This is a genomic window from Oleiphilus sp. HI0066 (assembly GCF_001635725.1).
Map to the genome: position 1 here is coordinate 19,066 of NZ_LWFH01001334.1, position 21,262 is coordinate 40,327.

A 21,262-nucleotide genomic window follows, 5' to 3' on the forward strand; every position below is an offset into this window, starting at 1 on the left:
TATGAGATTCCAATCGCTGGCTATGTGAAGTATTTACGGTTTAAGCTAAAAAGAGAGTGATTAAATACGACACGTTAAAAAAACTAGCAACAGGGAAACCCCATGAAAACAAAAATAATACTCTCTGCCGTCTCTCTTGCACTGGTTGCAGGCTTGGTAATTTATTCAACGAGCAACAATACATCAACCGCACCTGAGGTTCCGGTCGCGAGTACTGAAGAACGTTTGCAAGACATGCAAGCAAAACAGACTGAAAACGTCAGAGCACTTCCAGACCACCTTAAAAAACGTGAGATGCCAGAGGTCGATGAACTGGTTATCGAACTCAGCAAACGCATGCGTGAGCAGTTCGCGAACAATATTGAGGACATTGTCGTTCAAGTACGATTGCGGGATTTGCTGATCAGCTTAGAGCAAGATTTTCCAGGGCAGGGGCACATGATGTTCGAACAGATCGTGCGAGCGGCGTTTCCTGAGCTTGCCGATCAAATTATTGCTGCGGTCGACAAAATGGGCGATTACGAAGATTGGCTTGTTGACAGCTACCTCGACCTTGAAGCGCTCAATGCGGTGGCCAAAGACAACACCATTTGGAATAAGCGAATTGAAATTTTTGGCGAGTCTGACGCGCGTAAAATTTGGAACGAACAGTTTGCGCAAGAAGAGCAGAGAGAGCGCAATGTAAAAGTAGTATTGAATGAATTAAGCACCGATCCAAATGTGCCAATGGAAGAGCGAATTTATTTGGTTCAATCAGCCATGGAAGAAAATTATGGTGACACGCCCGCAGGCTTAATGATGGGTACGGCGAGTGTGACAACGCAACTTATTTTCAGAATGGATGCTGTTCAACAAGAACTAGCAGGAATGGACCCTGAGGCGCGTCAAGAGACGATCAATCAAATGCGCTTGCAGCTTGGCTTTCCTGAGGAACGAATTGCGCAGTTGGAAGAAGAAGATCAACGTCGTGATGAGCAGTGGACGAAAGGCTATGCCTATATGGAGGCGAGAACCGCACTTCTTGAGAGTTATACCGGAGAAGATTTAGAAACCGAGTTAGATATTTTGCGTCTTACGCATTTTGATGACCGTACCGCTTATTCGCTTAAGCAAGAAGAAACCATTGGAATGATGCGTTTTGACCGCCCCAGAGTGTATGGCATGAATTAATTTATCCTGCCCTCTTTAAAGAACACGCGAAAGCGTGTTTTTTCGTTTTATATCTAACGAATTTTTTGATCTGACTTAACGGATAACCTAACTTGCAGATAATTTTGTGATGAGCTTCGCATTAATAATGTAAACATGGCCATTATTGATAGGTTTGCATAAAAAGCGAACAGATGGTTGGACTTTGTTCGTGAACTGACTCCAACTGTGAATTTTTGTTAAGTAGGATTTTCGCTCCACTTTAAATCTAAAAATAAGGAAGGTTGGAGAGAACAATGACTTATCTTAAATCAGTAATAAACAAGCTTGCTAAAGCAGCAACTGTCGCTGCCGTAGCTTTCACTGTAGTAGGTTGTGTTGGTAATCCCTATGATGAGGATGTATCAGACCGTGGTGGACGTAACGACGTAATCAGTGTGGGTGACTCGATCTTTGACTTAAATGGTGTGATTCAAGAGACTCTTGAAGCAAACATGGGTCAAGAGTTCCGTGATTACACGCAATCAGGTGCTGAAATCACTGGCGGCCTGATCGCAACTTCAGTAACAAATCAATATCGTGATGCACGTGCAACAAATCCGAACATCAACGTTGTGTTGGCTGATGGTGGCGGTAACGACATCTTGATTCCTGCAACACTTCTTGACCCATACGGATGTCGTACTCAGTGGTACCGCTGGTGGCCATCAAATGCTTGCTACAACTTGTTGGAGGATACTGTTCTTCTTGGCATAGACCTAATGAATGAAATGGACGCTGATGGTGTTCAGGACATCGTTTGGTTGGGTTACTACAACCTTCCACGTGGCAATAGCAACCTTAACTCTATCTTGAATACAGGTGGCGATTGGTTGAACTACGCATGTGAAACAGCAACAACTGCAAGCTGCTCGTTCATCGATACGCGTGGCACTGTTCCAGCAAGCCAAGTTGAAGGTGATGACATTCACCCAACTCCAGCAGGTTCTGTAAACCTTGCAGGCCAAATCTGGCCAGTATTCAGCACTAAGCTATAAGCATTAGTGCCAATCTACACGGTGCAACGTCGTGTAGATTCGTTTTAGAAAAGCACGCCTCGGCGTGCTTTTTTGTTTCATCTTTAAGTTAAACCTAAGATCGTTTTCCTAGCTTAATTCGTTATTGACCGTCTACGTTTCGTAGCCGCTTATTTTCCATCAATGTGTTTTTTATTACGAATTTACCTTACTAGTACTGGCCGACATTGTTCATGATTTGGCCTGTCATGTTCATATTTTGACCTCTAATTGTTAGGTCTAAATTTCTTAGTTTATTAGTATGTTGCGCGCCATATGCGAGTATGGCGACATAATAAAAAGCTTGGAGAGAACAATGATAAATCTAAAAAAAGTTGTATCTAATGTAGTAAAAGCAACGGCAGCAACTGCTGTTGTATTAAGTGTTGTGGGTTGTACGGGTAGCCCATATGAAGAGCAAGTAAATGGTCGAAATGACGTGGTGACTTTAGGTGACTCTATTTTCGATTTGAATGGTGTAATTCAAGAAACGCTAGAGGCTAATGCCGGCACACAATTTCGTGACTACACGCAGTCAGGTGCTGAATTACAAGGTGGTAGCTTGGCGCCATCTGTGTATGAGCAATATGCCGCTGCAAACAGCTTCAATGGTGATATCAATACCATTCTTATGGATGGCGGCGGTAACGACATCTTGATCCCTGCTACACTTTTTGACCCTTACGGATGCCGCACGCAATGGTATCGTTGGAATCCTTCTCGTTCATGCAGAAACTTGATTGAAGATCAGCGTATTAACGCAGTGAACTTGTTGAATCAGATGGATGCAGATGGTGTTGCTAACGTTGTTTGGTTGGGTTACTACGAGCTTCCACGTGGCAATGCGAACTTAACGAAAGCTTTGAACATTGGTAACAATAAGCTTCGTAGCGCTTGTCAGAGTGATTCTGTAGCGAGCTGCCAGTTTGTTGATCCACGAGGCACTGTTCCAGCGAGCCAAGTTGAGAGTGATGACATTCACCCAACACCAGAAGGTTCAGTGAACCTTGCAGGACAAATTGAGCCAGTATTGTTCCCACTTCTATGATAAGAAGTTGAATCTGGCTTACGGCTAGATCGGTTTAATGTCGAAATAAAAAGCACGCCCTAGGCGTGCTTTTTTGTTTATGGCTCTAGTGTTTTAAAGGTGCCATCAAGCCAACCCTGAATTTCTGACATATACCATGGAGAGAATGGATTATCAGAAACGCCACCTGCTGTGCGGGTATGAAGTATTTGTTCACTCATGTCTGCCGCGATGCGCACTGATGCGGCGAAACTCGTTTTGCGGCCAGCAGCTTCATAAAGCTGGCCTTGATGTGGTGTTGCTCGTCCACCGATCATTGAAACAGTTTTACTGTCTAGACCAAAGAATAGAGGCAGCTTGCCTTGCAGCAAAATGTTTGTGAATTGGAAGGTGTTGGTTTGACCCCACGTTCGTTCTTCAAAGTGCGTGCACACGTTCAAAAACGCCTGTTTAAAACATTCTGCTTGGTTGTTGTCTTGATACCACACTGAACTTGGCTCAAGTAAGCAGCGATCAAAGTTTTGATAAAAGTCGATAAATAAACAGGTTTGTTCGCGTAAGTGTTTGGTGAGTTCTGGGCTAATTTGTTCGTCTTGAAATACAAGGTGGCGAAGCTCGGTGTAGAAACATTCAAATAGGTTTGCCGCAATCGAGTCTTTGTCGTAGCAGAGATCCCAATTCAGCAAGCTTTGTGCGAGCGGCTGATCTGAAAAATTCTCCTCTAATACTGGCTTGAGTACATCCATAAACTCCTTCGCTTGAAGTGAAAAGAGATCCATCTGAATTGCTTGCGTGCTTAATAAGTCTTGTTCTGCGTTTTGCGAGAGTAGGTCGTTAATACGACGTGCGCGATGATCCGCCATTGGCATATTGATGGGGGAGGTCTTGCCAAATTCATTCAAGTCTTGATTTGCTGTGACAAAATAGCCGCATTCAGGATTAAAGCTTCTGGGTAGATCTTCAATCGGATGAAAACCTTTCCAGTCGTAGCTTTTGTCCCAGCCTAAACCAGGTACAAAACCATTCCAGTTATTTTCACGGATAGGGCACAGACCTGACATTTGATATCCAATGTCGCCATGGCTATCTGCGATCACCCAGTTCCATGCACTTTCAATCGCGCCCAAGTGTATTTGTGCTTCGGCTACGGTGCTCACGCTATTTAATGCGAATGCTGCATTTAGCGTGGTGGCGCCAGATTCAGCCGGCGCCCAATGCGTTGCAAGGTAATACCCTGTTTCGGTGGGCAATCCATCAAGAACACCATGATGGTTTTCGTAGAAGGTCTCGCGGTGGTCTGCGTGTTTTTTACGAGTAATTAGCTCCTCTCGCTGGGAGAACTTAAACCACTCATCTTCAACACGGTATTGCCCCTCTTTGCAGTCTTCGATCCAGCTGTCGACGGTATCTGCGAAGGTATAGGTTGCGCCCCAAGACAGTGTTTTATTTCTCCCGACCAGAAGGCCAGGTAAGCCTGGCATGCCATAGCCGATCGTTGATTGCCCTTGGTAATTTATAGCGGCCTCGTACCATACATTGGGTAGCCGATTCACTTCTAGATGCGGGTCGTTTGCCATTAATGCCGCACCCGATGCAGTTCTTTTCGGGCTAACCACCCAATTATTCGATGCCATCATTCTCGGCGCAGCGCTCTGCCATAGTAGCTCTAAAGGTAGATGACGATCACCTAACTTGAGTTTCTCTATTAAGGCGCGATCGATATGTTGGTCATGGATTGGGAATAAGCTTTTCAGTTTTTCATCACTCACTCCATTTTGAATGAGTTCGATAAAAAGCCTTTCGGATTCAGCTTGAGTTTGGGCGAGGGTCAGATAGCTCGTCATGCGGAAGGTCAGCATAATGTCGCTTGGTGTCCAAGGCTCATGTTTTCCAATTAATAGGCGCATGAGTCCTGATGTTCGATGCTTCAAACCAGCATTAATGCCATCACATAATGCTAGTAGCCATTCATGTGTTTCTGAGTTTAATTTACTGAGTTCTTTTTCTGCGCCTTGCTGCCAGTTCATGCGGCGAAAGAATATATCAATCTCGAGGTTTTCATTCGTATCATCAAGCAGTTCGCATAAACGACCTTGCCCTAAAATACGCATAAATTGGAGCTGCATACCACGATCAATAGCGTGGCAGTATCCGAGCCCCCATGTGGCATCGTTTAAGTTGTTTGCGTTGATATGTGGCACGCCGTTGGCGTCGCGTTGAATGCTTAGCCCATCAGGGAATTGGCCGCGGATTTTAACACTCGAAGATTTTGGTAGTTTGAACATAAGTGACAGCTTGTGATTATTTTTTTGCCCACTATATTCTGTTTTCTGGATTGCAACAACGGAGTGCACCATGTTTATCGCTTGCAGTGAAATGTTCAAAATAGGTGTTGGGCCATCAAGCTCGCATACTATGGGGCCAATGAGCGCAGCGCATGCATTTCGTTCAACTGTATTAGCTGATCACAAGCCAGATCTGCAACCTAAGGAGGTCTATGTTCGTTGCACCTTATTTGGCTCTCTCGCGTTTACTGGCAAAGGGCATGAGACCGATCAAGCTGTTCGACTGGGTTTGAATGGTTACTTGCCTCATCAATTGGTTGACGTAGATCTTCGTGTATTAAAGTGTCAGATAGAGGCTTCAGAACAGCTATCAGGCACGGAGATTTATTATGATCCTGCCGTTCATCTTATATGGAATACCGATCGATCTGATTTGCCGCATCCTAACTTTCTTAGCTTTGAATTAGTGGTTGATGATGAGGTGTTGCTAGAACAGTCATATGCATCAATTGGCGGGGGCTTTATTGTTGTTGAACAAGAGCTTGATCAGCATGTGTTGAGCTTAAGTCAGGTCGATATCTCTTTCCCATTTTGCAACGCGCAAGAAATGCTAAGCATGAGTGGAGATTCGGCTTTAAGCATTGCTGAGATGAAACTGAAAAATGAACTGTGCTTTCAAGAAGAGACGACGTTTTCAGAACATGTTTTAACAACATGGCGGGCAATGCAGAGCTGTGTTGAAAAGGGACTACAAGCAGAAGGTGAGCTTCCCGGAGTTTTAAGAGTACAACGACGAGCCGCGACACTTTTTCAAAAACTCGTGAAAAGCCCTGTAAATATAGAGTGTCATGAATGGCTGAGTGTTTACGCGATTGCCGTCAATGAACAAAATGCGGCAGGAGAGTTGATCGTGACAGCGCCGACGAATGGTGCGGCGGGCGTTGTGCCAGCGGTGTTGTATTACATGGATAATCACTATTTTGAGCATGGCTTGAGTGATGCTCAGATCCTGACATTCTTTTTGAGTGCGGCAGCGATTGGCGGATTGATCAAACATAATAGTTCTATCTCTGGTGCAGAGGTTGGCTGCCAAGGTGAGGTGGGAGCTGCATCGGCAATGGCTGCTGCAGGAGCTTGTGCTCTAAAGGGTGGAACGCCTGAGCAAGTAGAGCATGCGGCAGAAATCGCTTTAGAGCACCATTTGGGGATGACGTGCGATCCGATTCAAGGCTTGGTGCAAGTGCCTTGCATAGAAAGAAATGCTTTTGGAGCGGTGAAAGCATGGCTCGCATCAGATCTCGCTCGCAATGCTGAAGGCGAGCATATTATGTCGTTGGATCGCTGTATCAGTGCGATGCACGAAACCGGTTTAGCAATGTCGGACAAGTATAAAGAGACATCGTTGGGCGGTTTAGCTGCGTCTTGGGTCGAATGTTAGCCGATTTAGGCGCGGGAGCTTCCGACTTCTGACGCGGCAATAACCTCTTGTTCGTTTGTTGCTGATGCGCTCCATGCCTGCATGGCAGGTAAGGATAGCAGGGCATCCATATACGCGAGGCTGGTGTCAGAAACTTCAATGTTGTAAGTGGCGAAGCGTGTCGCGACTGGTGCAAACATGCAGTCAACAATACTGAAGTTTCCAAACAGAAAGTCGCCATCATGACGATTAAGGGCGTCTTGCCACATGCCGTCGATACGGTGGATATCATGCTCGCATTTGTCACTAATCTTAACGCGACGCATGGCTCTGATATTCATGGGTAATTCAGTTCTTAATGCTGAGAATCCAGCATGCATTTCTGAGCAATAAGCTCGCGCTAAGGCACGGTCTTTTATCGAGGCGGGGTAGGCCTGCCCATTCAAATAGGTTTCGTTGATATATTCGCAAATCGCCATGGACTCCCAAACAATCAAATCACTATCGATAAGAACAGGCACTTTGAAGGACGGAGAATACTCTGCGAGTAACTCATGCGTTCTAGCTTGTGCGAGCGGTATGCGTGTTTCTTCAAAAGGAATATTGAAGTAGGAAAGTAGTAACCATGGCCGTAAAGACCAAGAAGAGTAGTTTTTGTTTCCTATGACTAATTCCATACTCGCTCCCTTTAGTCGAGTTATCCGCCCGAGCGTATTACAGTATAGCCCTTATCTTCCAGGAGCTTGACCAAGATATCGCGCTGGTCTCCTTGAATTTCGATAGTGTGTTCTTTTACTGCTCCACCAACGCCACATTTCTTTTTCAATTCCTTCGCAAGCGACTTCAATTTATCACTTGGTTCGAGAATGCCATCAACGAGCGTAACGCCTTTTCCGCCGCGGCCTTTGCGTTCGTATCGAACCCGTACGATGCCATCTCCTTCAGGAATCTCGTCCTTACTGCAGGCACAAGCTGAGATTGCTTGCTCGCAATTTGGGCAGGTTTTGCCGTGCTCAGTGGAGTAAACCAATCCACCAAGATCTGAGAGGGAGTTTAATTTCTTCGGCACGGTTAGTTTCCTTAGCTTATTAGGCGCGCATGAGGGAGCGTGTCCCGATGATGGCGCCCAATCCAACAATAAAGTTTGAGAGTGCGGCAGCAATGTAGATGCCATCTAAATCATAAAAGTACTGCCCAACAAAGGCGAGTGGTACGAACAAGCCAATCAATCGCATAAAGGACATGAGCAAAGATGGAGTTGGCTTACCCATGCCATTATATGTTGAAGAAGTGATCATAATCACTGCAAGGAAAAAGTACGACCAGGGTACCAATTCTAAATAATGCGCTGATGATGAAACAACAGCCGCGTCGTCAGTAAAGAACATTGATAGCTCATGACTGAACATCATCAAAATAATGGTGATACCAATACAAAAGAGAAGGCTAAATGATTGGCTGAGCCTGAGTGCTTCTGCAACACGTTCTTTACGTTTCGCTCCCCAGTTTTGCCCTACAAATGGACCCATAATTGAAGAAATCGCCATGATGACAACCAGGCACAATGATTCAATCCGAGAAGCAACGCCAAAACCTGCGACTGCGCTTGCGCTATATCCTGCAACCAGCCACGTTGAGAATGCCACGGAGAGCGGTGCGATAAGATTGGTGCCAATCGCGGGAATAGCAAGATGAAGAATCGCTTTCCAACTTTCGATAATTCTGCCGCGACAATCCTTGAGGCTTAGAAAGCGTAATTTAATAGCCAATAAATACAGGCCAATGATTAAGGCAAAAGAATAGGAGATGACGGTCGCAATGGCCGCGCCTTGCAAGCCTAAAGCGGGAAGTCCGAAATAACCAAAGATCAGTATCGGGTCGAGAATGATGTTCACAATGGCGACGACGATCATAATCATACTTGGAATAAAGGTGTTGCCAGCCGCGCGCAGTGCAGAATTTCCAACCATGGGAATAACGACGATAAAACTGCCTAAGAACCAGATGTCCATAAACTCATGGATTAACGGCAGTAGGGTGTCTGGCGCACCTAAGGCGATAAAAATTGTATCAATATTGTGATAACCGATAATCGCGAAACTCAGCGCCACGCTCAGGCCTATGAACAGTGATTGCGTGGCATAAATACGAACGCGCGTCGTATCACCTGCACCAATTGCACGAGATATCAACGATGAGCTACCGATGCCAATGCCGAATGCGAGGCTCAACAGTATTGAGACAACAGGGATGGTGAATCCCATTGCGGCAAGGGGTTCGGTACCCAATTGTGCGACATACCATGTGTCGACGATGTTCATCGACATGATCGATAAAATGCCCCAAATCATGGGTATCGTCATCTTGCGCAGGTGCGGGCCGACAGGGCCGTTTGTTAAATCAGATTGAATCATTCAATGAGAACGTAGTGTTGAGAGAGTAGTGAATACACTGGTGTTGGAGCACAGACTTAGGACTTTTTCTCTTGCTCTTCTACGAAGTGCAAGGCCATATTAAATGCTTCTCGTGTATAGGCGAGTACGTGGGCAAACCCTTCGTCGCTCAATTCGCGTGCACTATCTTTGGAGCGCAGTATGTTAATGAATTCACGCTCACGCTGATATTGCAGAGGAAGCCTCCCTGCACCCCAATCATGCAGTAGTCGCCAAGTCTCAGGTGAATACGTTCGGCTGTACTTCAATATAAAAGGAATTGGGTCGTTACGAGCCAGCAACGAGCTTAAACGTAAAATTAATTCGAACGATAGGGTAGCAGTGCCATTTTCAACTGCTTCAATAAGCGATTTGTCTTTGAGCTGAAGTGCTTCGTTTAATTCGTTGATTGTAAGCCCGGCAACTTCTCGTAGATCTTTTAAACTCTCACCTGCGGCTACCATCAACTTCAACTGATCTTGAGATTGAATGAGTGCCTTACCAACTTTGTAGGAGGTATCTGTTGTGCGTTTAGCTATCCTAAAAGCCTGGCCAGCAGCAGATCCAACACGATCAAATAGCCCTGCAATGGTTTCTTCACTAACCCATGGCTCAACTGGTGTATGTTGATCATTTGATTTGTTTGAGTGTTTTTCTGAGCTAGAGGGCGTATCTTGATTTTGGCTTTCTGGTGATGCATCAAGATCTGTAGGTTTTGAATCAATGTCTTGCCCGACCTTTTCGTCGGGCAAGTGTCTTGAGGAAGGCTTATCGTCGCTGGTCATTACTGCTGACTATGAGGCTTTTGCGATCGAAGCTTTTGCAGTTGCTTCAATGAAATCAAGCAATACCTCGACGCTCTCGTCAACGATAAAGTCTATTTCGAGTTCGTCGCTCTGCGTCTTGCTTGCTTGAGCTTCGACGTCATCTTCCCATGCCTTGAAATCAGCGTAAGGTTCTTTGCCATCAAAGCTACGACGTTTGTTTTCTAAGTCGAGTTGCTCTTTTTCAGCTGTCTTGATTTCTTTTTGGCGAACTTCTTTATTGAGAGATACGCGATCTTTTGTGCGTTGCTTATCGAGCAATGCAATCTCTTCAAGTAAGACTTGGTATTCTTCGTTTTTCGCAAAGCGCTCTTTATGGCGTTGATTCAATACTGTTTCAACACCGTCGTTGCTAGCGAGTTGTTTAAAATCGGCCGCTGCAATAGCATCCCAAGGAAGAGCGTTTTCAAGAGAATCTTCACCTACTTTAGTCGTATCGACCGTATCAGGGATCAGAATGTCTGGTACAACGCCTTTATGCTGTGTGCTGGCACCCGAGATGCGATAAAACTTAGCTTGAGTGATTTTAAGCTGGCCGTGGTTTAAAGGACGAACAGATTGAACGGTACCTTTACCAAAGGTTTGAGAGCCCATCACGATACCGCGATCGTAGTCCTGAATGGCGCCTGCAAAGATTTCTGATGCAGAAGCACTCAAACGGTCAACGAGAACGAGTAAAGGGCCGTTATATACTAGCTTTGGATCTGGGTCAGTTAGCACTTCGACGCGGTTGTTCGCGCTGCGTATTTGAACGGTAGGGCCTTCATCAATGAACAGGCCGGTAAGCTTGTTTGCTTCGTCTAATGAGCCGCCGCCATTGCCGCGTAGATCAATGACCAGACCATCTAGTTCTTTTTCGGCACGCATTTCATTCAACAAAAGCAATGTGTCGCGTGTTGTGCTCTTGTAGTTTGGATCGCCGTTTTGCATGGCTTGGAAGTCAGCATAGAAGGTTGGAATCTCGATAACACCAACGCGCTTAGTTTGACCGTCGCGTTCAGTCTCGATGACAGAACTTTTCGCTGCTTGATCTTCAAGTTTTACTTTGTCACGAACAATCGCGATCACGCGCGTGTCTGTGTCGACTTTTGCTTCGGATGGAATAACTTCGAGGCGCACCGTTGATTTTTTTGGACCACGAATCAATTGTACAACTTCGTCTAATCTCCAACCTACAACGTTAACCATTTTCTCGTCGCCTTGAGCAACGCCGACAATTCGGTCAGCAGGGCCAAGCTGGCCTTGTTGTTGCGCAGGACCACCTGCAATCAAGCGAACAACTTTTGTAAACTCATTGTCGGCTTGTAGAACCGCGCCGATTCCTTCAAGCGACAAACTCATGTTGATGTTAAAGTTTTCTGAAGAGCGAGGTGAGAAGTAAGTCGTATGTGGATCATAAAGCGTTGTAAACGCATTCATGTAGGCTTGGAAAGCGTCTTCGTTACGAATCTGAAGCGCACGCTTTAGTTGCGACTGGTAGCGGGTACGCAAAGTGTCCGCAGCTTCTTTAAGTGACTCGCCAGACAATTTTAAAGAGAGTGCACCACTTTTAACGCGTCGACGCCAAATATCTTCTAGTTCAGCTTCTGTTGTTGGCCACGCTTGCTCAGAGCGATCAGACAGAATGAATTCGTCATCATCGAAACGCATGTCTTTTAAGTCATTCTCTAGAAGAGAAATTTTATAAACGAGACGCTGAATAACGCGCTCTTGATAGCGATTAAAAATCTTGAATCCTGGTTCTAGTTGGCCAGTTTTCAAGGCACCATGGAGACGGTTGCGGTAAGGTTCAAATTCTTCGATATCTGATTGAAGGAAGTACAGGCGCTGTCCATCAAGAGAATCTAAGTAGTGCTCAAAGACACGTTTCGACAATTCGCGATCGATATCTTGTTTACGATAGTGGCTCAGAAGGAGAGAGCGTGCGATATGAACACTTGCTTCACGCTGTGATTTTTCTGGAACTAATTCTGGTGCCTGTTCTGCTTGTGCTAGCAGTTCTTCAAGGCTTTGCTGTGCCGCGTGGGTCAAGCCGAACGACATCATTGCGATGACGGCGACCAATACGTGGGTAAGTTTCATTGCTTTACTCTTTTCACTCGTTGGTCTGAAAGATTGTATGTTATCACTCTTAGCCCTGCCACTAACCTTGCCAAAGTTTATGAGTAACTGTGTTTCGATCACACTTTGTGGTGGCACAGTTTGTAAGCTGCACACTTATTACTTAATTTATCATTCTGTTGGATGACTGATTGGATGCTTAAAAGGGAATCAACTTATGTCGGTACTAGACAGTATTTTTAATTACCATGAGCGCTTGGTGGTAGATGAAATGTCTAAACAGCTTAAAAAGCATACGTTTAGCGAAGCGCAATTGAGTGATATTGCGTGTCTTGCTTTGAATAAAGTGCCCGCCAAATACATCAAACATAGCGTGGATCGGGCGTTTTACACGAGCGATGTAGAAAGGATGGAAATCGCGGCAAAAATTGAAAAGGCTGTTGCTGAGGCAATTGCTTACATCGCCTCAGCAAAGCACTAGTTTTTGATATTTATGCGGGTTCAGCGGTTTCGCTTGCTAGCTTTTGGCTCGCTAACTGCGCTGCGCCAAATACTTGTTTGATACAAGCATCAATACGATTTGTATAGATCTCACGCGTTTTTGTATCGAATACATTTTCAGCAAACCATGCAATGAGCAATTGTTCTAACTGTTCTTCTCTCGATAAGCTGGCTGCGCCACTCAAACCTTCTGACAGACGAGTCACTTGCAGTTGCATACGTCGCTCTTGCGCTGACGCCGGAGATTCAAGCCCCGCAGCAATCTCACAACGAATACATAACTCTTGTGCGAGATCGTCATCGCTGATAGTCAGTTTTTGCGCTTTTGATGCTTTGGCCCGCGCTTGGAAACGTTCTTCTAGGCGCTTACTTAATTCAACGGTACTCGCAAAGTTTGCATCGATTTCCTCTTTATTTTCGGCGGCAATCGCGAGAATGTCGGCTTTACGTTGTGCTTCGTTCCATTGAGCCAGAATGCGTTCGAAATCCAACTGTTTAATTTGATGCTTCAAAGCTTCAATACAAGCGTTGTAGCGATCAAGAAGCTCTGTTCGTTTTTTCCCATTAACGTTAGTCACTTGTTTTAGATTGGAGCGCAAACTTGCTAGGCTTGTCTCGGCGTCTTTTACTGAAGAGAACGTTTGCTTCACTGTTTGTTCAGCTTCGTTTACGATCTCTTCGGTCTGAGCTAGCTTCTCGTCATTTTCCTGTTTTGCTTTGTTACGTTGAGCATCTCGTTGGGCAAAAATTTTGTCGCAAGCAGCGCGGAATTCTTTCCAGAGAACCCTGTCTTTCTTGTGTTCGGTAATACCCACTTTTTGCCATTCGCTTTGAAGGTCTTTGGCGCCTTGCATGGCTGTTGAGAGCTCTTCGCTTTCTGCAAAAGCCTGAGCACGAGATACGATATCTTGTTTGATTGCTAAGTTTTGCCCTCGTTCAGCGTCAATTTTATCGCTCAATTTTGCTAGCGTTTGATTGAATTGCTCTTGCAGGTCACGCCCGTGTCTGCGATCAACTGGATGAGCTTCGCGCCATTCGTTGCGAGCTTGACGATTTATTTTTTCTACTGCTTTCCAATCCACTGTTTCCCAGTTGATTTGCTCGACAAATTCAGCAAGTTCAGCGGCAAGCTTTTTACGTTTTTCGAGATTGGCTTTTTTCAGCTCGCCTTGCTCAGAATAATATTCAGCGCATGGTGCAAATGCTGCCTCAGCCGCATTTGAAAAGCGTTGCCATAGGGCAGGGTCTTGCGCGCCGCCAAGACTTTTCCAGCGTTCTTGAAGTTGCTTTATTTGGGCTGACTTTTCTTGAGGATCTATATGCTTATCAATCAGAGCTTCCATCGATTCACATAATCTTTCTTGCTCTGGCGATGCAGCAAAGCCTTGCCAATCTCTCAATTCATTCAGTTGATCACTACGTAGTTTTAGGGCAGATGTGTAGTGATTTTGTCTTTTCTTAGTCAGCTTTTTATGCAGTTTTCGTACTTGTTGAATCTTTTGTTTGGATGCGTTGAGCTGCTTTTCGTCAAGAAGCTTGTCGAGTGCGGTGAGCGATTGGTTTAGCTCAGCTTCAATCTTCGATTGTTCTTGCTCTTTTGCTTGCTCGTGCTCTTCAGATTTTGCCATCACCTCTGACGCCGTGATCAGTAGTGCGGGGAGGGCGAAATTGTCGGGCCAGCTTACTTTGTCGAGAATGCTCTTAAGTTCTTTATATGCCTCGTATGATGACTGCTGTGTCAGCGATTCAATGCGCGCTTGTTGTTGCGATAATTTTTGCAAGGCGCTCAAGTATTGTCGAAGCGCCGACATTTTTTGTTTGTAAGACTTTTCAGTTTCTTTATCGACAGCTTCTTCTTTGGCGCTTTCAATCCAGCGCGTTTCTTGCGTTTTGATAATGGCATCGATCGCTGAGGTATCCTGAGGAGCTGCGGCTCTCTCAGATAACTGACTCAATGTATCTTCCAAGGTGTTAATTGTTGCGATAAGTTCTGAATCTTGCTGCTCCAAGCTGATGTCGGAGGAGGGGCTTTCTTGATCTTCTGGTTGCTTTGTTTCTGCGCTAACAGAGGCAATTTTTGCCTCTTCAACTTGAATTGCTTGCAGGCGTTTTTCGCAGTCGATAACCAGTGATTGGTAACTACTAACCTGATCATTGCTTGCGACTTCAATAAGCGCGTTACAGCGTTGTTTCAAACTGTCTAACTTTGCGGAGTAGAGGTTAGTGTCGTCTGTGTTTGCGAGTTCTTTGAGATTCGCGAGTAAACCAGAGAGTTGAAGCTTTTGTTGTTCGACTTGTTTTTTGTGTTCACGAATATGGCTTAATTTACTCTTTGCAATTTGAAAGACTTTTTTGTCTTTTGATCGCGCTGTTTCAATAACTTTATCAAGGCATTCTTCAGATTCGATTAGCTCGGTGGCAGCTTGTCTTAGTCGACTTAGCTTCGCTTGTTGTGCGATGAGGATGAGCGCCTCCTCATCTTGAATGCGTGCAAGGCTATTTAGGAATTCATCTGGAGATTCAGTGGCGATTATAATTTGCGCCAAAAAGGTTTTGTCTTCGATGAGGTCAAATAGGCTAAGGCCTAAAGATTCACTGAGCTTTGTTAAATGTTCAACCGCAGCGGGTTTGTCCGCATTGTTTAACTTCGCGTAGAGTACAATAACGCGCGCTGGATCGCTTGTTTTACTCAGTGCTGCTTGTCTTACAGAAGGGTTTTCATCATTTAAGAGCAGAGATTCGATAATCTCACGTTGCTCATTGTTATTTGGATCAAGTTGCTGCAGAGCTTCTAATCGAACTTCGGCAGATTTGTTTTGCCATTTTGGTTTAAAAAGCTTGGATAAGAAATTAGCCATGTCGTGCCTGTATTCTTGGAACGTAGCAGTTGCCTGCCACGGTAGTCTTTGTTGTTAGATGATATTTTTGTTCTTGTTGAGCAAAAAGTAATCGGAGTAGTTTAACCTTGAAATTGCTAGCAAAGAAGTGTTTATTCGACGCTTGTTGTTAGGTGATGCATAAAGTGTGATGAGTGTGTATGAGTGAGCAAGCTGAGCTGCTGCAAAAACTAAAAAACAAAGCCGTTGATTTGTTAGCGAGGCGTGAATATGCAATTCACGAGTTGAGAGATAAGCTCTTACGGAATTTAGATGAGGACGAACAAGTCCTCGTTGATGATGTGATCGAGCAAATGATCGAAGCAGGCTACTTATGTGAGCAACGTTATGCGGATATGTTGCTGCGATCACGTGTTATAAAGGGCTACGGTGCGGCGCGGGTGAGGCAAGAGCTCGCAGTGCAAAAAGTCGATTCTGAAGCTGTGATGCTTGCGTTTGAACGTGATGATACAGATTGGTTTGAACTCGCCAAGCATACGCGACAGCGTAAGTTTGGTGATTGGGATCGCGCTTTTGACTTAAAGCAAAAAGCGAAGCAGCAACGCTACTTATATAGTCGCGGTTTCAGCAGTGATCAGGTCAATTATGCCTTTGAGCTAGATGAGTGAATTACTTTTTGAGGTGAGGCTTAATTATCTCGTATAGCTCTGGCCTGTTTTCGGCTATTTCTTCATGACTCAAACCTTCAAGCGAGTGCGGATATTTAAGCCATTCTTCGGTTTTATGTAAAAAGTAATCTGGCACAATATCAGTTTGATTACGTGTAGGCTTGTAATACGGTACGGCCACTTTTATTTCTTGCGGCGTATTTCTTCTGGCGTGAGTTTCAAGATGTTCAATTACCGCTTTAATGGTATGCCCTGTATCAAATACGTCATCGACGATTAATAAGCGGTCCGTATGTTTCACGTGTTTGATGAGATAGCTCATGCCGTGAATGCGAATCTCATTTGAGCGACCATCAATGGCAGCTGCGTAGGAAGAGGTTCGAATGGCGATATGATCTGTTTCAATTCCGTGATACTCAAGCAGCTCTTGTACTGCTGTCCCAATCGGTGTTCCGCCTCGCCATAGTGCAATAATAATGCTTGGTTTGAAGCCTGAGTCTAGAATTTGCGTGCCTAAACGGAACGAATCTTCTAGTAATTGTTGTGCGCCAATGTAGGTTTTAAGAGTCACCGATTGAATCCCAGTATGCTCAGTATAAGTGGCTTGATTATTTACTTTTTCAAAAACATTTTGCAAGCTGAGTATCGTATATCGAGTATAAATAGGATGGGTAAAATGGCCGGGCTAGAACAGCAGAAGCAAGCGAAAAAACGATATGTCGAAGAGCAGTCGTTGGTGGAAGATAGCTATCGTTTGGCGGTCAAAATATATGAAAGTGGTTTTCGTCCAGACTTTATTGTCGGTATTTGGCGTGGCGGGTCGACAGTAGGTATTTATGTGCAAGAGTGTCTACAAACGCTGGGGGTAGAAACAGATCATATCGCTATTCGAACGTCATACCGCGGCATGGAACAATACTTTGAAGAGTTAGAGGGCAATCAGGGTATTCGTGTTCATGGTATTCAATATCTGCTTGAGAATATGAATTACGACGACAAACTGTTGATTGTCGATGATGTGTTCAGTACTGGGCGCCATATCGATGCGGTCATTCAGCGTTTATCAAGTAAAGCTAAACGCAACATGCCTGACGATACACGTATTGCGATGCCATATTTCAAAGAGGGCTTATCTGAGACTGGCCGGAAGCCAGACTACTTTCTCCATAAAACGCAAGACTGGTTGGTGTTGCCGTATGAGTTAACCGGTCTAACCCTCGAAGAGATTGAACAAAACAAACCTTGGGTGAAGCCTTTCTTACGCCCGGACCTGTAGTATCGAGATCGTTAGTGTGAGAGCTCATTTGCTGTCTTCGGGAGTGTTTCTCGCTGAAGTGAACTCGCCTTCAAAGAAAGATTCGAGCAAGGCATGCTTGTCGATTCCGTAAGTGAGTTTGTTCGTTAGGTCTAGTACGACGATGCCATGTATTGTCGCCCAAAATAAATGAGCTAGTTTTTCTGGTTCGCCTTTTAAATAACCTTGTTGTACAGCGTCTCTTACTGAGTTTCGCAGAGTGTCGAAAGCGCGATTCCCCATTAGCGTAAGATGGTTGCTAGGCTCGCTCGGTTGGTCTAATTCAAACATTAAACGAAATGCATCGGTATGTGCGGCTGCGTAGTCTGCATACCCTTGGCCGAGTGCGTTGATTCGTTCAACAGGGTGGGGATGGGCTTCAACAATCTGTTCGTGAAACTCGGCGAATCGCTCGAAGGCGCGAGCGCGACAAGCATCAAAAATCGCTTCTTTGTTTTCAAAATAGCGATATGGCGTCATGGCGCTGCAACCAGTCGCCAGGGCAATAGCTCTAATTGATACGTCACGGTATCCGTGTTTCGCAAATAGTATGAGTGCTTGGTCCATAAGCTTTGCTCTGAACTCTGCCACTTCTTGTTCGTCTAGTTTTCTTCTTCCCATGAGTCATACGATAAGTTAAAAAATTGACAGTGTAAAATTTACAGTGTAAAAAATAAATCCGAAAGTGTGGACTCGTTCGTAGTTCCGGTAGTTTTTTTAGAAATCCAATTAAGTGAGGAATAAATGCCATCCATTCAAAGGTTGACCAATTCACCCATTTTTCTTGTTTCGGTGTTTTTTGTTTTCCTCTCGGCAGCACTTGGCGTTAGTCGAATAACACATTCTTCAACGAGCAATGACATTGCTGCGTCAGCCGTTTTGGTTGAGACGCTTGGTGATGGTGGCGAGATTTTCGTGCCAGAATATGAGCAGTTTGTTGCGCGCGTTGAGGCTGCACAGCGCGTAGAGTTAGGCTTTGATATCGCAAGCCGGCTTGTCTCTATTTCAAAGAAAGAAGGTGAGGCCTTTGTTGCCGGGGAGATTCTCGCACAGCTTGATACTGCTCGCTTGCAAGCAAGACAAACCGAGTTGCGTGCGACGCGTGATAGGGCGGTTGCTTCATTAGATCTTGCTAAGTCATCTCTCAAGCGAACAAAAGGGCTGCGCACAAATAGTAATGTTTCTGCTCAGGCTTTAGATGAAGCCATCCGACAACGACAAGCAGCAGAGGCTGACCTAGCGTTCGCGAATGCACAATTGTCATCGATTAAGTTGGAATTGCAGAAATCTGTACTCAAGGCGCCTTTTGATGGGGTGGTGATTGAGCGTCTGAGCGACGTCGGCAGAACAATGAGTGTTGGCTTGCCAGTTCTCTTGGTCGAGCAAAGCGCTATGGCAGAGATTCGAGCAAGCTTGCCTTTGCGAGTCGCCCAGAAACTGGCTGAAGGGCAGGCGGTTCGTCTTGAACATTCTGCTGGAGTGTTTGAAGCCAAGGTTGATCGCATCAAGTTTAGTCTTTCGGGCAATCGAGCGTCAGACGTGTTTCTGCACGTTGCCGATATAGATGAACGAGGTTTAGTTCCCGGTGAAATCTTGAGTCTGCAATTACGTAGTGATCGTCAGCGCTCTGGTTTATGGCTGCCGATAGAGGCACTGAGTGAATACGGTCGCGGTTTATGGTCAGTGTATCTTGCTGAGCCGCTTGCAGTGGAAGGTGAAGCGAATTCTGTAGGTGATGCAACCGCTGTAATCTCTCGAAAAACGGTGATGATCGATCGCTTTGCAGGCGACTACGTTTTGGTAAGAGGCGGACTCGCGAAAGATGATTTGCCGAACGTTGTGCTCAGAGCTACGCATAGAATTGTGGCGAATCAAAAAGTCCGATATGCCGATCAAAACGCCGTGATCGTAGGAGCCCAGTAATGCAGAAATCTGGATCACGCTTAAGCTCTGTCAGTGCTGCGTTTTATGAAAATCCCCATCTTTTGTTGATGACCTTGATTGTGATTTGCGCCGCAGGTTTATCTGCTTGGTTTGCGCTACCTAAGATCGAAGATCCTCGTATTACACAACGCTTTATTTCTGTTGTGACAGAGTTTCCGGGTGCATCGGCAAGGCTGGTTGAATCTTCAATTACTGAAGTGCTTGAGTCTGAGTTAGCGAGCATTTCTGAGATCAAAACGATTAATTCAACGTCTCGTAGTAATGTTTCGGTTCTAGCTGTGGAACTCGAAGATAGAGTTACCTCTCAAACCAACCAACAGCTGATTTCTCGCGTGAGAGATCGCATTAAAGATGCGAGCCGTAAGCTCCCGCCACAAGCTTCTGTTCCAAAGATTATCGAAGAAGAGAACATCGCATATGCATATACCTTGATTACAGCTGTGAAGTGGCAGGGCGAAGGTGCGCCTCAGCTCGATATTATGAATCGCATTTCGCAAATATTGAAAGATCGCATTGAAGCGGTTCCAGGTACTGAGTATGTCAGTTTACATGGCGCGCCAGATGAGACAGTGCAAATATATGTAGAACCCTATGAATTAGCCGAACTAGGGATGACGGTTCAAGAGTTAGCGGCGATTGTTGAAGCATCCGACTCCAAAGAAGTTGCGGGTCGTCTGTTGAGCGACAAAGTATTTAGCGCTATAGAAGTGCGTGGCGAGTTTGACTCGCTTGATCGTATTCGACAGTTGCCAGTGAAAAGCACCAGTGGTGACGTATTGTTGCGTGATATAGCTACTGTCGAAAAAAGTTACTCTAAACCAGAAGATAACATCATGCGTGTTGATGGTGATCGCGTCATATTGGTCGCAGCGCGTATCGAAGTTTCAAGTCAGATTAATCCTTGGACTGCGTCGGTTAAAAATGTGCTGAGGTCAGTTGAGGCAGAGACCGGTGGGGTTGTCTCCTTGGATGAGGTGTTTGAGCAGGCGAGCTATACCAAAGATCGTTTGCAGAGCCTTGGTCAAAACTTGATGGCGGGCATGATTGCCGTATTACTCGTTGTGTGGCTGTTTATGGGCTGGCGCTCTGGGTTAATCGTGGCGTGCTCGCTGCCGCTCGCAGCGGCTTGTGTCTTGTTTGCTTTAAATGTGTTGAATCTCCAAGTTCAGCAGATGTCGATGTTTGGCATGATTGTCGCGATTGGTCTGTTGATCGACAACGCTATTGTGATGACGGATGAAGTCAGCACTAGAATAAAGCAGGGTTTCGCGTCCTCGGAAGCGATCCGACAAGCTTTTGATCATCTGTTTATGCCTCTACTAGCATCAACGCTCACTACTATTCTTGCGTTCATGCCAATCCTCTTGATTGAGGGTAATGCCGGAGACTTCATTGGTACGATATCAGTGAGCGTGATATTGGCTTTGATCGCTTCATTCTGTTTGTCCATGACTGTGATTCCTGCTATCTGTGCCTTGCTTGAGAACAAGCTCGCCAAGCCAAATGAGTCTCGCTGGTGGCAGGTTGGTGTTAGCTCAAAAGAAAAATCAGAAGGCTATCAGCGTTTTCTCGCGCACAGTTTGCGTAAGCCATGGTTAGCGGTTGTGACTGCACTTGGTTTGAGTATTTTTGGTGTGCTTTCTGTTGGCTCTTTGCCAAAAGTATTCTTTCCGACCGCTGATCGCGACATGTTCGAGTTACGCGTTTGGTTTGAATCAAATACGAGTGTTCCTGCTGCAGATGCCCTAGTGCAGGAAATAGACGCGTT

General features: G+C 45.3%; 18 protein-coding genes. 9 read left to right on the forward strand and 9 right to left on the reverse strand.

The window, feature by feature from the left end; translation table 11 throughout:
* The first annotated feature begins 102 nt into the window (after positions 1-102).
* The 3 genes from A3738_RS20035 to A3738_RS20045 all read left to right on the forward strand — a co-directional run bounded on the left by A3738_RS20035 (position 103) and on the right by A3738_RS20045 (position 3,252).
* On the forward strand, positions 103-1,170 hold the full coding sequence (locus tag A3738_RS20035) for a hypothetical protein (RefSeq protein ID WP_068476178.1): 1,068 nt from the start codon (positions 103-105) through the stop codon (positions 1,168-1,170).
* 275 nt (positions 1,171-1,445) lie between these two features.
* Positions 1,446-2,186, forward strand: coding sequence for a hypothetical protein (locus A3738_RS20040; protein ID WP_068476177.1), 741 nt, complete (start codon positions 1,446-1,448; stop codon positions 2,184-2,186).
* 334 nt (positions 2,187-2,520) lie between these two features.
* Positions 2,521-3,252 (forward strand): SGNH/GDSL hydrolase family protein, encoded by a 732-nt coding sequence (locus A3738_RS20045; RefSeq protein ID WP_068476176.1) that lies wholly within the window; start codon positions 2,521-2,523, stop codon positions 3,250-3,252.
* Positions 3,253-3,329: 77 nt separating this feature from the next.
* Here A3738_RS20045 and A3738_RS20050 read toward each other — a convergent pair whose 3' ends face one another.
* Positions 3,330-5,516 carry a penicillin acylase family protein gene (locus A3738_RS20050; protein WP_197469512.1) on the reverse strand — a complete coding sequence of 729 codons (2,187 nt, stop codon included), beginning with the start codon at positions 5,514-5,516 and terminating at the stop codon, positions 3,330-3,332.
* Positions 5,517-5,586: 70 nt separating this feature from the next.
* Here A3738_RS20050 and A3738_RS20055 point away from each other — a divergent pair, with 70 nt between their 5' ends.
* On the forward strand, positions 5,587-6,954 hold the full coding sequence (locus A3738_RS20055; RefSeq protein WP_068476174.1) for an L-serine ammonia-lyase: 1,368 nt from the start codon (positions 5,587-5,589) through the stop codon (positions 6,952-6,954).
* Positions 6,955-6,959: 5 nt separating this feature from the next.
* Here the strand turns inward: A3738_RS20055 and A3738_RS20060 are convergent, their stop codons facing one another.
* The 5 genes from A3738_RS20060 to A3738_RS20080 are packed head-to-tail and all read right to left on the reverse strand — an operon-like array spanning position 6,960 to position 12,271.
* Positions 6,960-7,610 carry a glutathione S-transferase family protein gene (locus A3738_RS20060; protein WP_068476173.1) on the reverse strand — a complete coding sequence of 217 codons (651 nt, stop codon included), beginning with the start codon at positions 7,608-7,610 and terminating at the stop codon, positions 6,960-6,962.
* A gap of 20 nt (positions 7,611-7,630) precedes the next feature.
* A complete protein-coding gene (locus A3738_RS20065; RefSeq protein WP_068476172.1) occupies positions 7,631-8,002 on the reverse strand; it encodes a translation initiation factor Sui1 in 372 nt (123 codons plus the stop codon).
* Positions 8,003-8,021: 19 nt separating this feature from the next.
* Positions 8,022-9,347, reverse strand: coding sequence for an MATE family efflux transporter (locus A3738_RS20070; RefSeq protein WP_068757781.1), 1,326 nt, complete (start codon positions 9,345-9,347; stop codon positions 8,022-8,024).
* Between the two features lie 56 nt (positions 9,348-9,403).
* Positions 9,404-10,150: a helix-turn-helix transcriptional regulator gene (locus tag A3738_RS20075; protein WP_068476171.1), complete on the reverse strand. Its 747-nt coding sequence runs from the start codon at positions 10,148-10,150 to the stop codon at positions 9,404-9,406.
* Positions 10,151-10,159: 9 nt separating this feature from the next.
* Positions 10,160-12,271: a carboxy terminal-processing peptidase gene (locus A3738_RS20080; protein ID WP_068476170.1), complete on the reverse strand. Its 2,112-nt coding sequence runs from the start codon at positions 12,269-12,271 to the stop codon at positions 10,160-10,162.
* Between the two features lie 196 nt (positions 12,272-12,467).
* Between A3738_RS20080 and A3738_RS20085 the strand changes: the two genes are divergently transcribed.
* The gene (locus A3738_RS20085) at positions 12,468-12,731 is read left to right on the forward strand and encodes a late competence development ComFB family protein (RefSeq protein WP_068476169.1); all 264 of its coding nucleotides are present in this window, start codon (positions 12,468-12,470) and stop codon (positions 12,729-12,731) included.
* Positions 12,732-12,741: 10 nt separating this feature from the next.
* On the opposite strand, the gene A3738_RS20090 is transcribed toward A3738_RS20085, so the two are convergent.
* Entirely contained in the window at positions 12,742-15,609 is a 2,868-nt protein-coding gene (locus A3738_RS20090; RefSeq protein WP_068476168.1) for a DUF349 domain-containing protein, read from the reverse strand.
* A gap of 179 nt (positions 15,610-15,788) precedes the next feature.
* On the opposite strand from A3738_RS20090, the gene A3738_RS20095 reads away from it, so the two are divergent.
* Positions 15,789-16,256 (forward strand): regulatory protein RecX, encoded by a 468-nt coding sequence (locus A3738_RS20095; protein ID WP_068476167.1) that lies wholly within the window; start codon positions 15,789-15,791, stop codon positions 16,254-16,256.
* A 1-nt stretch (position 16,257) separates the two neighbouring features.
* Here A3738_RS20095 and A3738_RS20100 read toward each other — a convergent pair whose 3' ends face one another.
* Complete coding sequence (locus A3738_RS20100; RefSeq protein ID WP_369819785.1) at positions 16,258-16,893, reverse strand: phosphoribosyltransferase; 636 nt, start codon at positions 16,891-16,893, stop codon at positions 16,258-16,260.
* A 39-nt stretch (positions 16,894-16,932) separates the two neighbouring features.
* On the opposite strand from A3738_RS20100, the gene A3738_RS20105 reads away from it, so the two are divergent.
* Entirely contained in the window at positions 16,933-17,532 is a 600-nt protein-coding gene (locus tag A3738_RS20105) for a phosphoribosyltransferase (protein ID WP_068476166.1), read from the forward strand.
* A 24-nt stretch (positions 17,533-17,556) separates the two neighbouring features.
* Here A3738_RS20105 and A3738_RS20110 read toward each other — a convergent pair whose 3' ends face one another.
* Positions 17,557-18,171, reverse strand: coding sequence for a TetR/AcrR family transcriptional regulator (locus tag A3738_RS20110; RefSeq protein WP_068476165.1), 615 nt, complete (start codon positions 18,169-18,171; stop codon positions 17,557-17,559).
* A 123-nt stretch (positions 18,172-18,294) separates the two neighbouring features.
* On the opposite strand from A3738_RS20110, the gene A3738_RS20115 reads away from it, so the two are divergent.
* Entirely contained in the window at positions 18,295-19,473 is a 1,179-nt protein-coding gene (locus tag A3738_RS20115) for an efflux RND transporter periplasmic adaptor subunit (protein WP_068475051.1), read from the forward strand.
* Positions 19,473-21,262 (forward strand): efflux RND transporter permease subunit (locus A3738_RS20120; RefSeq protein ID WP_156504357.1); only part of this gene is annotated, 1,790 nt, incomplete at its 3' end. The genes A3738_RS20115 and A3738_RS20120, both read left to right, overlap by 1 nt.

Bases quoted from the DNA above. Each gene is read 5' to 3' on its own strand.
- A3738_RS20035 (WP_068476178.1), top strand. From the start codon at position 103: ATGAAAACAAAAATAATACTCTCTGCCGTCTCTCTTGCACTGGTTGCA.
- A3738_RS20040 (WP_068476177.1), top strand. From the start codon at position 1,446: ATGACTTATCTTAAATCAGTAATAAACAAGCTTGCTAAAGCAGCAACT.
- A3738_RS20045 (WP_068476176.1), top strand. From the start codon at position 2,521: ATGATAAATCTAAAAAAAGTTGTATCTAATGTAGTAAAAGCAACGGCA.
- A3738_RS20050 (WP_197469512.1), bottom strand. From the start codon at position 5,516: ATGTTCAAACTACCAAAATCTTCGAGTGTTAAAATCCGCGGCCAATTC.
- A3738_RS20055 (WP_068476174.1), top strand. From the start codon at position 5,587: ATGTTTATCGCTTGCAGTGAAATGTTCAAAATAGGTGTTGGGCCATCA.
- A3738_RS20060 (WP_068476173.1), bottom strand. From the start codon at position 7,610: ATGGAATTAGTCATAGGAAACAAAAACTACTCTTCTTGGTCTTTACGG.
- A3738_RS20070 (WP_068757781.1), bottom strand. From the start codon at position 9,347: ATGATTCAATCTGATTTAACAAACGGCCCTGTCGGCCCGCACCTGCGC.
- A3738_RS20075 (WP_068476171.1), bottom strand. From the start codon at position 10,150: ATGACCAGCGACGATAAGCCTTCCTCAAGACACTTGCCCGACGAAAAG.
- A3738_RS20080 (WP_068476170.1), bottom strand. From the start codon at position 12,271: ATGAAACTTACCCACGTATTGGTCGCCGTCATCGCAATGATGTCGTTC.
- A3738_RS20085 (WP_068476169.1), top strand. From the start codon at position 12,468: ATGTCGGTACTAGACAGTATTTTTAATTACCATGAGCGCTTGGTGGTA.
- A3738_RS20090 (WP_068476168.1), bottom strand. From the start codon at position 15,609: ATGGCTAATTTCTTATCCAAGCTTTTTAAACCAAAATGGCAAAACAAA.
- A3738_RS20095 (WP_068476167.1), top strand. From the start codon at position 15,789: ATGAGTGAGCAAGCTGAGCTGCTGCAAAAACTAAAAAACAAAGCCGTT.
- A3738_RS20105 (WP_068476166.1), top strand. From the start codon at position 16,933: ATGGCCGGGCTAGAACAGCAGAAGCAAGCGAAAAAACGATATGTCGAA.
- A3738_RS20110 (WP_068476165.1), bottom strand. From the start codon at position 18,171: ATGGGAAGAAGAAAACTAGACGAACAAGAAGTGGCAGAGTTCAGAGCA.
- A3738_RS20115 (WP_068475051.1), top strand. From the start codon at position 18,295: ATGCCATCCATTCAAAGGTTGACCAATTCACCCATTTTTCTTGTTTCG.